Genomic DNA, 13,358 nt, shown 5'->3' with positions numbered 1-13,358 from the left:
CGGTGGCGTTCTCCCCGGTCGGACTGCTACGGTCCCCTTACGCCGCGATCGCTTGCGGCAGGATCGGCGCCACCGCGTCGTAGCGCGTGCCGGCGCGCAAACAGAACGCCGGCTGCAGCAGCCGTTCGGCGATGACTTCAGTCTTCTCGTTGTCGCGAAGGACGAAACGCCCGGTCTGCTCCGTGAGCACCGAGACATCGGCATCTCTGTCGACTTTGAGCGCGCCGATCTCCTCGTCCCGGCCGAGCATCTTCGCCGGATTGGAGGTGACCATCGGCACCACCTGCTCGAGCGAGAGCCCCAGCGCCATCATCGAGCTCATCGCCTGCACCAGGCTGAACTTTGCCTGGCCGGCGAACGGATGGTTTTCTTCGTCCTCGTGCTGGTCCGGCGTGCCGGCGGGCGCGGGCACATGCGTGTTGTAGCCGTGGATGTCGGCGCCGAGCGTGGTCGGGACGATGCCGGCACTGATCGCCTTCTTGGCGAGCCGATAGGAGAAATGGCTGCCGTGACCGACATCGACCTTGAGGCCGCGATCAAGCGCTGCTTGGATCACGGGATGCACCTCGCCCTCGCGGTTGACGAATCCGCCCGGATGGCGCGTGAACGGATGCGCGAGAATGTCCCCTTCGCGCAACAACGGGATCACACGCGTCAGGATGGTGTCGGCATCCTCACCGTTCGCGCCGCTTTCAGGCAGGCCCCAGAGCTGGCCGAAGTGGACATAGACCGGCAAATCGGCGCGGCGACCGATCTCCGCTGACATTTCGATGACGCGAATGCCCCAGCGCGCAAAGCCACCGATCTCGGCATGCGCCTTGATACCGCGAACGATGTCAGGATTGGCCCTCGCCGCCTTGACGGTGGCGTCGATGTCGACTCCGTCAGGGCTATAGAGCTGCGGATAGTAATGTCCTTCGAGCCCGCCAACGAGATAGGCCGACAGGAACGCATAGACGCGCGACTTCGAGGTCTCGGCAACAAAGTGACGAAAGCCCGGCAGCGTCATGCAGGACGGACCGCCCTGATCGACCAGCGTCGTAACGCCCGACTGCACCCCGACCATGTCGGCGTTCATTCCGAACCGTCCGGTGACGTATTGATAGACATGCGCATGCGTATCGATCAGTCCCGGCAGCACCAGCTTGCCACCGACGTCGATCACTTCCCTCGCACTGGTTGGCAGGATATCCGCCTGTACCGCCGCGATCTTGCCGTTGCGAATGGCAACATCCCGGATGCCGTCGATGCCGGAGGCCGGGCAGATCACGCGGCCGCCACGCAAAAGCAGGTCGAAGCTGGCGCTGATGGACATGAACGTTCTCCTTAAGGCTCGCCGGCGGGTTGATCCCGCTCTCGCGGAAATACGAAGCATGCTTCGTATTTTCCAAAAAGCAAGCTTCATGCCATGATCTGGTGATGGCGCGTGCACTCGAATCGGGCTACTCGCGCCACGTTCCAAGGCTGGAGACTGTGCGTTGCAGCAAGCGAAGAAGCGTCGCGGTGAGACCAGGCATCACCCATGGCCATTGTCACAACGGCCAGGGTTCCTGATCCGGCGCCTGCATCAGATCCACGTCGCGCTGTTCCAGGAAGCGTGCGGCCAATTCGAGATAACGCCGCTGCAATACAGCCTGCTGTCGGCGCTAGCGGCGCGAGGAACCGCCGATCAGACTACATTGGCGGCCGATATCGCGCTGGATCGGACCACGACGACCGGCGCGCTGAAGCGGCTCGCTGCCCGCAATCTGGTCGAACGGGCCGTCAACAAAGACGACCGACGCGCCCGGCTCTGCCGGTTGACATCGGCCGGAACGGCCCTGCTCTCCCGGATCGAGGCATCGGCGCGGACCGCACATCACGCCACCCTCGCCGGCTTGACAGAGAAGGAACGCAGCTTGTTCATCGAAATGATGCAACGCATCGTTGCGGGCAACGCCAATCGCGACAGCGCTGCTGCCCTTTTCGACTAGATGGAACGGGAGTCGCTGGCTGTCTTTTTGGCGCGGCCTGCACAATCTGTGATCGCACGCTCGCTATTGCGGTCCCGGCTCTGCCGACGCCCGGACTGGCATGACCAAGCGTTGCAACGACCGGCCTGCACGTCGACATAGACCGGGAGCGACACCGTCTCGACCTTGAAAAGACAGCGTCAATTCTTCGAACCACCCGTCGCATCGGCGTGCGGAGCGGCACGCTTTGCGGACGCGCCTTCCTTCCATGGCATGATTGTTGCTGCGCCCGACGATTACGAAGCGTGCTTCGTATTGAACGGGGGATGTCATGACGGATTCCGAGCTTCGCGCCGATATTCATAGCACCGAGCCTATTCCTGACGCCGACCGGGACTCCACCGGACCGCAGCAGATGTGGATCTGGGCCGGCGCCAATATCGCGCCGGTGAACTGGGCGCTCGGCGCGCGCGGCATCATCCTGAAGCTCGGCCTCATGGAAACGATCGCGGTAATCGTGATCGGCAACATCATCGGCTGCGCGATCTTTGCGTCCTTCACCGTGATGGGTCACAGGACCGGCGTCAACCAAATGGTCTTGAGCCGCTCGGCCTTCGGCGTTCGCGGCGCCTATCTGCCGAGCATCCTGATGTTCCTGATGACGCTGTGCTGGATCGGCGTGAACACCTACTTCCCCGTGAAGATCGCAGTCGCCATCCTTGGCCAGTTCGGCATTCCCGACACCTGGCTGGTCGAGATCATCATCATCACGCTGGTGATGGTGCTTCAGGTCGGGATCGGCGTGTACGGCTTCTACGCGATCCGGACCTTCGAGAAATATACGGTGCCGGCGACGGTTGCCATCATGATCCTGATGAGCGTGCTGGCGTGGTCGCGTCCGGGCGTCGTCAATTGGGGCCTCACCACCTCCCTTTCGGGCGGCGCGCATCTGGCGATGCTGACGCTGTTGATGACAGCGATCGGCGTCGGTTGGGGCATCTCCTGGGTCACCTGGGCATCGGACTATTCGCGCTTCGTGCCGAGGAGCGTGCCGTCAAGCTCTGTGTTCTGGTACAGCTATGTCGGGATGTTCGTACCGAGCGTGTGGCTCGCCATCCTGGGCGCGACGATCGCCAGCACAACGCTGGATACCGATCCGGCCAAGATGGTCAGCGCGGTGTTCGGCGGTCCGACCAGCATCCTCGTGCTGCTGATGGTGCTGCACGGACCGATTGCGACCAATATCCTCAATGTCTATTCGGCTGCGCTCGCCGCGCTCAGCGCAGGCTTCAGGCTCTCGCGCGTCGCGCTAGCGATCATCGTCGGCATCGCCGGCTATCTGGTCACGCTGTACTTCATCTTCGCGCCGTCGTTTGCGAAGGCGTTCGACAACTGGATGATCAGCCTCTTGTTGTGGATGAGCCCGTGGGCCGGCGTCGTGCTCGCCGATTTCTACATCAAGCGAAGGGGCAAGATCGACGTCGCCGAACTCTACCGCTCGCCGGAGACCAGCGCCTATGGCGACATCAATTGGAGCGGGATCATCGCCTTCTTCGCGGGTCTCGTTGCCGGCTGGTCGGTGGAAGACGGCCTCGTTAGCGCACTGCAGGGTCCGATCTCGACCGGCCTCCTCGGCGGCGCGGATTTGAGCTGGCTGTTCGGCATCGGCGTATCGGCCGCAGTATATCTGGCACTCAGCAAGCGCGCGACCGCCACCACGCCTATTGCCGCGACCAGCGCGAGCCAGTGAAGGGATAGTGGATCATCACCTGACGTCGCCCCGGGCAACGGGCATGTAGGCAATCCGATCTTAGCAGTGCGTTACGCCATCAGCTCACGAGCGATCACCAGACGCTGGATTTCGCTTGTACCCTCAAGGATACGAAGGACCCGTGCTTCGCCGAGGAGCCCGGACACCTCATACTCTTCGAACGCACCGTAGCCGCCGTGAACCTGCAGAGCGATATCGGCAACTTCATCCGCCATTTCGGTCGCAAATAACTTGGCCATGGATGTTTCGAGACGGAATGGCCGGTCCGCGTCTGCCAAGCAGGCAGCATTGCGGATCATGAGTTCGGCCGCGTGAATCTTCGTAAGCGCGTCGGCCAGCGGGAATGTCAGTCCTTGGTGATTGAATATCGGCACTCCGCCGATCTTGCGACCTGCCCCGTAGGTTTTCGCGAGGTCCATCGCCTTGCGGGCGAGCCCCAGGCCTGTGGCGCCAACAAGAATGCGGCCGATGCTTAGAGTGGTAAGTATCTGCTTCAATCCGTCCCCACGATTGCCGATCATATTCGCTTTTGGCACGCGGCATTCATCGAGAAACAGCTCCACCGAATCTGCAATCCGCCAGCCAATCTTGCGGCCGGGCTTGCCGACCTTGAAGCCAGGCGTTCCAACCGGCACGACGAAGGTCGAGAGTCCCTTGGGGCCCAGCTCCGGGTCAGTGACAGCGACGAACGTCGACACTCCGTGCAGAGGCGTGCCGGCATTCGTGGAGAACACCTTCGATCCCGACAGCACAAAGGAATCGCCATCTTCCACGGCCCGTGTCTTGATGCTGGCGACGTCCGACCCGCCGCTGGGTTCGGTGACACCAAACGAGGCGATGAAATCGCCGCGGCATAGCGGCTCCAGCCACTTCTTCTTGATTTCGTCGGAGCCGTAGCGTGCGATCACCGTCATCGGCGCACTGTTGCAAAGATAGATCGCCGCGAAGCCCGGCTCTGCGCGAGCCAACGTCTCGGCCACGATCGCCGCGCCTCGGGTGCCAAGTCCGCCGCCGGCGAAATCCGGATCGTAGGCCGTACCCATGAAGCCGAGCGAGAGAAACTCTCTGACGAGTTCGGTGGGAAACTCATGCCGGTCCACGAACGGCTTGATCTTCGGCCGGATCGAACCTTCGGCGAACTGTTCGAGACCTTCTTTCAGCAGTCTTTCTTCTTCATTGAGGTCAAGGAGCATCGGTCCAGTCCTTTCTGGTTGGGATGGCGGCCATCAGCGGTGCCGGAACTTGTCAAGGGTCGCCTGGGCGGCTCTCTCCCGACAATTGTCGAGGAAGAGGCGATTGGCTTCGAAGTCCATCGCCTCGGCATTTTCCATCAGATAGCCAGAAAAGAAGCGCTTGGTTGCCGCAACTGCCGGCCTTGGGAGCAAGGCCAGCTTTTCGGCGATACTGACAGCGGTCGAAAGCGCCTCGCCATCATCGCAACAATAATCGACGACGCCGAGTTCTCGCGCCCCTTCGGCGGTCAGCGGCTCAAGGCAGAAGCAGAGCAAACGAGCCTTGACCAGCCCTACGCGAGCAACCAGCGACTTGATGCCCCAGGGAGTGAGCCATCCATGCGGCACCTCGGGCAAGCTCCACTTCGATCCGCGCCCAGCGACAACGACGTCGCAACACGTGGCGAATGTAAATCCGCCACCGATCGCGAACGCTTCAACCGCGGCAACGACGGGCTTGCTGATGAAACCGATCAGGCGGCCCAAGTCCCCGCATTCCTGCTCGAACCGCCCCATCGCCTCGAGACCGAGCGCACCGATGAACTTCAGGTCGCTGCCGGCGGAAAAGCCAGGTGGCGCACCGACGAGAACGATGGCGCCGACACTCTCATCGCGATCCAGCTCGATCAGGGCCGCCCTCACCCCGTCCACGAGTTCCTGATTCATCGAATTGCGGCGCGAAGACCTCAACAAGGTGACGACCGCAACGTCACCCCGCTTCTCCAGACCAACAACTTCCTGCTTATCGCTCATGGATCACCAGCAAATAGACGTCACGCGCCAAGATACATCTGCTTGACCTCGGGAGCCTCCGAGAGCCGTTTCGCATCACCCGACGTCACGATGTCGCCGGACTGGAGCACGTAGGCGCGATCCGCGCATCCCAGAGCCATCACCGCATTCTGCTCCGCGAGCAGGATCGCAAGGCCCTCCTTGGCCAGATTGCGGATGATCCGCCCAAGTTCTTCGATAATGATCGGCGCGAGACCCAGTGTCGGCTCATCGAGCAGCATCAACTTCGGCCGAGACATCAATCCACGTCCGATGGCGAGCATCTGCTGTTCGCCACCCGACATCGAGCCAGCTCGCTGCGTGCTGCGCTCACGCAAACGAGGGAACATGGAAAAGATGCGTTCGATATCGTCTTCGACATGGTCGCGATCGGACCGATGGTAAGCTCCCATCAACAGGTTCTCATGGACCGACATTCGCGGAAAGATCTGGCGGCCTTCCGGAACGAGCACCAGCCCGCACTTGACGCGCTCGGCTGTCGATATGGAAGCCATGTCACCGCCGTCGAAGGCGATCTTTCCGGAGTCGCTCCTTTTCAACCCGGCAAGCGTGCGCAAGGTCGTTGATTTTCCGGCGGCATTCGGCCCGATCAGCGTGACGACTTCGCCCTGCCGAAGCTCAAAGGATATTCCTCTAAGGACCTTCTGCTTGCCGTAACTGACGTTGAGATCGGTGACATCAAGCATGCTTCTTGCCCAAATAAGCCTCGATGACTGCTTCGTTGGCGAGAACGTCTGCGGTCTTTCCGGTGGCGATGACCGCGCCGTGATGAAGTGCGATCGAGCGATCCGCCAGCCGGCCCAGGAACCCAACCTTGTGATCAATGATGCAGAGCGTCACCCCGTGCGTTCTCAAATCGCGCAGGACCGCGTCGAGGTTCATGATCTCATCGTGGCCGAGACCCGAGGCCGGCTCGTCGAGCAACAGCAGTTCGGGCTCGCAAACCATTCCCATTGCGACGCCCAACATCTTCTCGCCCCCATAGGACAGAGCTCCCGCCTCTTCGTTTCGCTTATCGGCCAGCCTGCACAATTCGAGCATCTGGTCGATTTTGCGGGTCAGCGTGCCGTTCAGCTCAGCGGGCATGCCTCCGAATAGTGACCACACGCGACCGAAGCCTAATGCGCGTTTGATATGGAGGTGACATGCAATGCGCATGTGCTGGGCGACAGTCAGCTCGGGAAACAGTTGCGGATTCTGAAACGTCTTCACCAGTCCATGCTGCGCAACTTCAAACGGCGGAACCGCGCTGATATCCTTGCCTTTCCAGACAATGCTGCCGTCCGTCGGCACGAGAATTCCCGCGATCAGACTGAGCGTCGTGGTCTTCCCGGAGCCGTTGGGTCCGAAGATTCCGATGATTTCGCCCCGCTCGATTCCGAAGGAGACGTTCGAAACGGCTGTCAGACCGCCGAAGCGCTTGGTCAGGTTCCGGATATCAAGCAGCATTTCTTTTGCTCCCGATCAGGCCAACGATGCCCTTCGGCATGACCAGGATGACAAAGACCAGAATCGAACCGTAGAGCGCGATACGGAGCTCCGCGCTCAACTCGATGACGTGAGGAAGCGCCGTCAATACGAAGGCGCCGATCACGGGCCCGATCAGCGACCCAACCCCGCCGAGCAGAACCATCGCAATAATGTCTAGCCCGAGTGGTATCGAGAGATAGTGCGGCTCAACGAAACCTGAATAGAACCCGTAGAAGGCGCCGACCAAGCCTGCGAGCACGCTTCCGATCGCAAAGCTCAGCAGCTTGTATTTGAAAACATCGATACCCAGGGTTTCGCCTAACTGGTCGTTCAGGCGGATCGCTGCAAGGCACCGTCCGATCCACGACGAAAGGACCCCATGGCAGACGACGTATACGACAACCAACAGTGCCAGCGTCAGGTAGTACCAGGCAACCCCGCCCGAAATCGCAACGTTTCCAATCGGCGTCCAGAGGCTCGGCCTGTCCACGACGGTGATGCCAAGTGAGCCGTTCGTCATTCCGTTCCAGTTCAGAATGATCAACCGCAGCACCTCCGAAAACGCCATCGTGACCACGGCGAAGTAGAACTCTTTCAGCTTGAACCGGAAACAAATTGTTCCAACGATCAGCGACAGGATGAGAACGACGGCGAGGGCAGGAGCTATGGCCAACCAGAAATTCCAGCCGAACGTCGTGACGAGGATCGTGACGATGTAGGCCGACACGCCGAAGGATGCCGCGTGGAACATCGACAACTGGCCGGTGAATCCGAATATCAGATTGAAGCTCACCGCCAGCGACGCAGCCATGAAGGCGTAAATCGCAATGGCAAGAACCGAATCGCTATGAGCTATGAGCGGCGCCAGCAGCGCGGCGAGCAATCCGATGGCGATGGCGTATCTCATGGCCGATCTCCAAAGAGGCCGCCCGGACGAACGAGGAGAATCGCGATCAGGAAGACGAGCCCGTAGGCGTCACGGAAGGCGGATGGAAGGAAGACGGATCCTATGTTCTCGCTGATACCGAGAATGATGCCGCCACCCAACGCTCCAATGACGCTTCCGACGCCGGCAAGGATCGCAGCTTCCACCGCCTTTAGAATGTATCCGGAGCCGATCGTCGGCTCGATGGAGTACATGCTGGCGTAGAGCCCCCCGCCAAGACCTGCGAGCGCCGTCGAGTACACGACGACGATCGTTTGCAATCGTCCGGTGTGAACCCCCATCAGCGCAGCCGCCTCGGGATTCTGCGCATAGGAGAACGCCGCACGGCCAAGCCAAGTGCGCGTCAACGCGAGATAAGTGCCGAATATCACGGCCAGGAAGACGACGCAGACAACGATTTTGATCTTGGGAAGGATAATCCCCGCGATGTTCAACGCGCCAGGCAGCACGTAAGTGAGGTCCTTCGGCGTCGTGGTGAAGGCCGCCAGCACGAGCGCCTCGAATACCGAGATCATGCCGATCGACACAAGCAAGCCATTGACGAGATTGCCGCGCGTGAATTGGAACAGCGCGCGATCCGAGACGTAGCCGACGACGCTGACGGCACAGACGGCGCCAAGCACGGCCAACGCATACGGCAAGCCGAGCACATCGTAGAAATACCACGTTGTGTAGGCGCCGAGCATCATGAAGGCGCCCAACGCGAAATTCACAATGCCGGTCAAACCGAAGGTGAGCGTCACGCCGAGCGCGATGATGCCGTAGAGCGAGCCGACGATCACGCCGTTGAGCATCTGCCCGATAATTAGCTGCGACATGGATACTGTGTCCGTTAGGAGAGCACGCCATGGCAAATGCCCCTCCCCTCATCGATGGAGGGGCTTTCCCGGACCAAGAAGACATTCCGGGAAAGCCGAAGCGCGACGATCTCAGCTATTCTTTGGTCGGATCGTATTTGACGATTTCAATCGAGCCGCCCTTGCGCACATGCACCACGTCGAACCCGAACACCGCCTCCCCGGTCTTGTCGTATCGGATCTTCCACAACCCGTCGTAAGTCATGGCCAGCAACGCAGACCGGATCTTGGCAACATCGTCGACGGTATTCGCGAGCCTGCAGCCGACCTTCGATTTCCGCGTCGGTAAAGTCCCGGTAAGATAGCGTGTTCAGCTCTCGGCCATCCGGCCCGATCACGCGCGTGCAATTGCACAGTAGCTCTCCCGGACGCGTGGTAGGAAACAACCAGATCTTGGCGCGTGGGAGCTTGTAGTCGCCGGCATTGTGCTTGGCGCGGATCATCGCGGAGACCTTCTCCGGCATGATCGTGTCGACGCCGTATTCGCCGACAAAGCGCTCGACATCGACTCCCATCATACGGAAGATCATCGTCGGATTTTGCACCGCGCCGTTGTCGCCGATGAAATTCGGCAGCCCTGCCATCGCGACCACATCGGCATCGCCACTCGCGTCGATCACGACCTTCGCGCGTGCATCCACCGGCCCCTGCTTTGTCCAGATGCCAAGTCCTTCGACCTTGTCGCCCTCCATTCGCACGGACTGGGCAACCGCATGGAAGATGACGCGGACGCCTGCTTCCCGCAGCATCGCATCTGCAGCCTCACGCCACACCAGCGGGTCGTGGACGCGAGCCCATGTTTTGCCGTAGAGCAATGGCGCGCCGAGCCCTCCCATCGCCTCGAGCCTCCGACAAAACTCGTCGGCGAAACCGAAAACGACCTGTTGCGGGCCCGCCGCAATATTATTCGTCGCTTCGTAAAGACCGCAGACGGTGCCTGAGAGCCCGGCGACAGCACCGCCGCCGCAGAAACCGTAGCGCTCGACCAGCGTAACGCTCAGCCCCTGACGCGCAGAGGCGATAGCCGCCGCAACACCGGCTGCTCCACCCCCGACAATCAAGACATCGCTATCAACTCGAATGGAACCGCGAACGTCCAACGTTGAGTCCTCATTAGTATAGTAGTGATGTATTACAAATATCTCAACCGCTCGTCCGTTGCAAGACGCGCGGGCGCAAAAAACCGGGAAATTAAGAGAAGCTCATGCGCGGCGAGAGCAGCGCGCTGTCGATGGGATGGGCCCGGAAAAACGGATAATGCGGGACTTGGTACGACCCGAACGATGCGAGCAGCCGCGGATCGCGCCAAGGCGGCTCACTCGGTCGAAAGCTGCGCCAGCATTGCTCTTGCGTTTCGCAGGTCCGAAATCTCGAAACCCTCGGTGAACTTTCCGTACACGGAGGCAAGGATGTGGTGTGCGTCGGCAGAACGGTCCTGACTGGCTCTCAATCGAGCAAGACTGATTGCCGTCCTCAGCTCCCAAAACAGCGCGCCCTGGCTACGCGCCACCTGGAGCGATTTGTCGAAGGACTGCTTGGCGGCGACAACGGAGCGATGTTCGCTGGCGCGGAGCAGCAGCTCGCCTTTGATACGCAGCAGCTCGGCCTGGTACCATTGCTCTTCCCTCGCCTCGGAGCGCGCAAGCGCCTCATTGACGGCGGCAAGCCCCTGCGCGACTTCGCCGGCCTCGCCGAGACAGGCTGCCAATTCGCCAAGCGGAAGCAGGAAGCGTGGCAGGAACCGCGCTTCGCCGGCCACTTCGAGCGCCTTTCGCAGCACCGGCAATCCTGTGGCAACGCCGCCACGCCTTGCCATCACCATGCCCCTGAAGGCGCGCGCCCATAAATTCCACAGCCGGATCGGGTGCCGCTCGGTATGCTCGATCAATAGCGCACAGTAGCGTTCCGCGGCATCGAGGTCGCCGGCAAGGAAGGTGATCGGGCAGGCGCCCTGCCCCAGCACGCTGCAGAATGTCAGGGCGTGCCCGCTCGCCCGGCCTTCCTCGATGTTGTGTTCGACCACGCGCAAGGCCTGGTCGGCTAGCCCCATCAGCCACAGGATGCGAGCCTGGAAATAGTGCGCCGATACCCGGAGATCGAAGCGAAAGCGGATCACCTGCGGCTTTGGCGATAAATCCGAAAGGCGCGACAAGGTCCGCGTGATGTGATGATGCGCAAGGTTCTGGTCACCAAGGTAATGCAGCGTGGTGGCGAGAAGCCGGTCGGCCATCATCAGGTCGACGGAGTTGCTCGAGCTGTCCGCGACCTCGGCGAAGCGGTACGCGAATTCCAGCGCCTTGCGAAACTCGCCATTGTTGAACTGATCGATGCACAGTCCCCACAGCGCGCGCAGCAAATAGTCGGCGTCGCCGAGTTGCTCCGCGAGTTGCAAGGCCAAGGCCCAGGCGGGACCGGCCTCGCGAGCCCTGCCGACGCCGTACATCAGCGACCAGGCGCGTGCCGCCGAAAGCTGCATGCGCAGGCGCGACATGCCAGGGGTGGCTTCGTCGATCCTTGCCAGCGCCAACTCAGTGCGCTCGCGGCACTCCGCGAGCAGCGACAGTTGCACCCACAGCGGCACCGCGGCCGCGGTCAATGCCACGCCGGTCTGCGCATCGCCGCTGGGCGAGAATGCCCAATCAAGGCTGGTACGCACGTTGTCGATGTGCCGGCCGTAGATGGCAAGCCACTCCGCTTGCGGCTTCAACTCGCTTTCGGCTTCTGCATTGGCGAAGAAGCCACGATAATATTGCGCGTGACGGCGCGCGGCGTCGGGATATTCCCCGGAACCATGGAGCTTTTCCAGCGCGTAAGCGCGCGTCGTATCCAGCAGGCGGTAGTGCGGCCGGTCGCCACGGATGTCGGCGACGGCAAGCGACTTGGCGACCAGGTTGGCAAGCTGGTCGGTGACTTCGCCCCTCTCGCGATCGCCGGCGACCGCAATCACCGCGTCGAGCAGGAAGTCTCCGGCAAATATGCCGAGCCGCCGCAAGACCCGCGCCTCCGCCTCCGGCAGCAGGTCATAGCTCCAGTCGAGCGTCGCGCGCAGCGTTTGCTGCCGGGGCAGCGCGGTGCGCCGGCCCGTCGTGAGGAATTTGAATCTATCGTCCAGAAGCGCCGCAATCTTGGGCGGGCCAAGCATCGTCGCACGTGCCGCGGCAAACTCGATCGCGAGCGGAATGCCGTCCAGCCGGCGGCAAATGGCGGCGATGGCGCCAAGGTTCTCCTCGTCGCGTTCGAAACTAGAGCCCTGCGCCTTCGCCCTGGTCATGAACAGCTCGACTGCGGTGTGTTCAAAGATGGCGTCCGGTGCGAGCAGAGGCTCAGGCGGCACTTCCAGCGGAGGCACGCGATAGACATGCTCGCCATCGATGCGCAAGGCCTCGCGGCTGGTCGCGATAATGGTGGTGCCGGAGCAGCGGCTGACGATGGTCTCGGTCAGCCTGGCTACGGCACCAATCACATGCTCGCAGTTGTCGAAAACGAGCAGCAATTGCCGTGCTCCGATGGCACGCGCGATGGCCTCTGCGCAGATCTCTTCACCTTCCAGTTTGATGCCGAGTACGCCGGCAACCGCTGAAGGCACGAGTTCGGAATTTGAAAGCGAGGCCAGTTCGATGAGGAATCGGTCGGCGGTCAGTCCGAACGGCGGCGATCTGGCCGCCTGCAGCGCCAGCGCCGTCTTGCCGATCCCGCCGGGCCCGACGAGGCTCACAACTCGGTAGGCTGACAGAAGCTCCCACAGATGACCGATCGCCGTAGCGCGACCGATGAGATCGAACGTCGCGGCCGGAATGTTGGTCGACGGCGACAGTTCGGGCGCGGCCGGCTGATCCGGCGCATCGACATGCCGGATGAGCCATGATCCCAGAAGGCGATATCCCCGGCCGACCGTCGTGGCCAGCATGTCGCGATCCGGACCGAGGGCCTTGCGGATCGCCGCGATGTGCACGCGAAGCGCGCCCTCCTCGACGAATACGCCCCGCCAAACCCGCTTGGTCAAATCACTCTTGGAAACCAGCTCGCCTTCTGCCTGGACCAATTCTGCAACGATTTCAAAGGCCCGTCCGCCCAAAGGTACGGGTGCTCCCTGAGAGCGCAATTCCCGTCTGGCAAGATCGATTTCCCATCCCGCGCATGCATAGATGGGGCGCTGGCCTGATGCGGCCGTCATTTGGAGAAGCCCCAAGGAGTTTCTAAATTTCCACCCAGGCTAGCAGCCTATCATCAGCCCGGTCGAAAGAAACAAGCCGCCGGCGAGAACGAAGTGAGGAGTGCGCCGGGCCGAAGCTTGCCACGCTTGATCGGTTCAGGCTCTGCAAGAATGGAAGCGAGTGC

The 13,358-nt window shown here is 61.5% G+C and carries 11 protein-coding genes; 2 read left to right on the top strand and 9 right to left on the bottom strand.

Annotated elements, in window-relative coordinates:
* Nucleotides 1–37: 37 nt before the first annotated feature.
* Nucleotides 38–1,315: an amidohydrolase/deacetylase family metallohydrolase gene (locus CWO89_RS00335; protein ID WP_130576608.1), complete on the bottom strand. Its 1,278-nt coding sequence runs from the start codon at nucleotides 1,313–1,315 to the stop codon at nucleotides 38–40.
* A 163-nt stretch (nucleotides 1,316–1,478) separates the two neighbouring features.
* Between CWO89_RS00335 and CWO89_RS00330 the strand changes: the two genes are divergently transcribed.
* Both CWO89_RS00330 and CWO89_RS00325 read left to right on the top strand, forming a co-directional pair.
* The gene (locus CWO89_RS00330; protein ID WP_349644853.1) at nucleotides 1,479–1,973 is read left to right on the top strand and encodes a MarR family winged helix-turn-helix transcriptional regulator; all 495 of its coding nucleotides are present in this window, start codon (nucleotides 1,479–1,481) and stop codon (nucleotides 1,971–1,973) included.
* Between the two features lie 310 nt (nucleotides 1,974–2,283).
* Entirely contained in the window at nucleotides 2,284–3,702 is a 1,419-nt protein-coding gene (locus CWO89_RS00325; protein WP_130576605.1) for a cytosine permease, read from the top strand.
* Nucleotides 3,703–3,773: 71 nt separating this feature from the next.
* Here CWO89_RS00325 and CWO89_RS00320 read toward each other — a convergent pair whose 3' ends face one another.
* From CWO89_RS00320 to CWO89_RS00285, 8 genes are all read right to left on the bottom strand, one after another.
* Nucleotides 3,774–4,916, bottom strand: coding sequence for an acyl-CoA dehydrogenase family protein (locus tag CWO89_RS00320; protein ID WP_130576602.1), 1,143 nt, complete (start codon nucleotides 4,914–4,916; stop codon nucleotides 3,774–3,776).
* 33 nt (nucleotides 4,917–4,949) lie between these two features.
* The gene (locus CWO89_RS00315; protein WP_130576600.1) at nucleotides 4,950–5,708 is read right to left on the bottom strand and encodes an enoyl-CoA hydratase/isomerase family protein; all 759 of its coding nucleotides are present in this window, start codon (nucleotides 5,706–5,708) and stop codon (nucleotides 4,950–4,952) included.
* Nucleotides 5,709–5,728: 20 nt separating this feature from the next.
* The gene (locus CWO89_RS00310) at nucleotides 5,729–6,433 is read right to left on the bottom strand and encodes an ABC transporter ATP-binding protein (RefSeq protein WP_130576597.1); all 705 of its coding nucleotides are present in this window, start codon (nucleotides 6,431–6,433) and stop codon (nucleotides 5,729–5,731) included.
* Entirely contained in the window at nucleotides 6,426–7,196 is a 771-nt protein-coding gene (locus CWO89_RS00305; protein WP_130576594.1) for an ABC transporter ATP-binding protein, read from the bottom strand. The genes CWO89_RS00310 and CWO89_RS00305 overlap by 8 nt, the downstream gene beginning before the upstream one ends.
* Nucleotides 7,186–8,100, bottom strand: a complete 915-nt coding sequence (locus CWO89_RS00300) for a branched-chain amino acid ABC transporter permease (RefSeq protein ID WP_245475598.1) — start codon at nucleotides 8,098–8,100, stop codon at nucleotides 7,186–7,188. Before CWO89_RS00300 ends, CWO89_RS00305 begins: the two co-directional genes overlap by 11 nt.
* A 20-nt stretch (nucleotides 8,101–8,120) precedes the next feature.
* Nucleotides 8,121–8,981 carry a branched-chain amino acid ABC transporter permease gene (locus CWO89_RS00295; protein WP_130576589.1) on the bottom strand — a complete coding sequence of 287 codons (861 nt, stop codon included), beginning with the start codon at nucleotides 8,979–8,981 and terminating at the stop codon, nucleotides 8,121–8,123.
* A gap of 146 nt (nucleotides 8,982–9,127) precedes the next feature.
* Nucleotides 9,128–10,120: an FAD-dependent oxidoreductase gene (locus CWO89_RS00290; protein WP_245475597.1), complete on the bottom strand. Its 993-nt coding sequence runs from the start codon at nucleotides 10,118–10,120 to the stop codon at nucleotides 9,128–9,130.
* A 215-nt stretch (nucleotides 10,121–10,335) separates the two neighbouring features.
* Entirely contained in the window at nucleotides 10,336–13,194 is a 2,859-nt protein-coding gene (locus tag CWO89_RS00285; RefSeq protein WP_130576586.1) for an ATP-binding protein, read from the bottom strand.
* Nucleotides 13,195–13,358 lie beyond the last annotated feature (164 nt).

Origin of the sequence: Bradyrhizobium sp. Leo170 (genome assembly GCF_004296405.1) — a bacterium.
In the GTDB taxonomy this organism is placed as follows: domain Bacteria; phylum Pseudomonadota; class Alphaproteobacteria; order Rhizobiales; family Xanthobacteraceae; genus Bradyrhizobium.
Note: the sequence above shows the minus strand (reverse complement) of the source record. Positions and strands in the feature narration are given on the sequence as shown.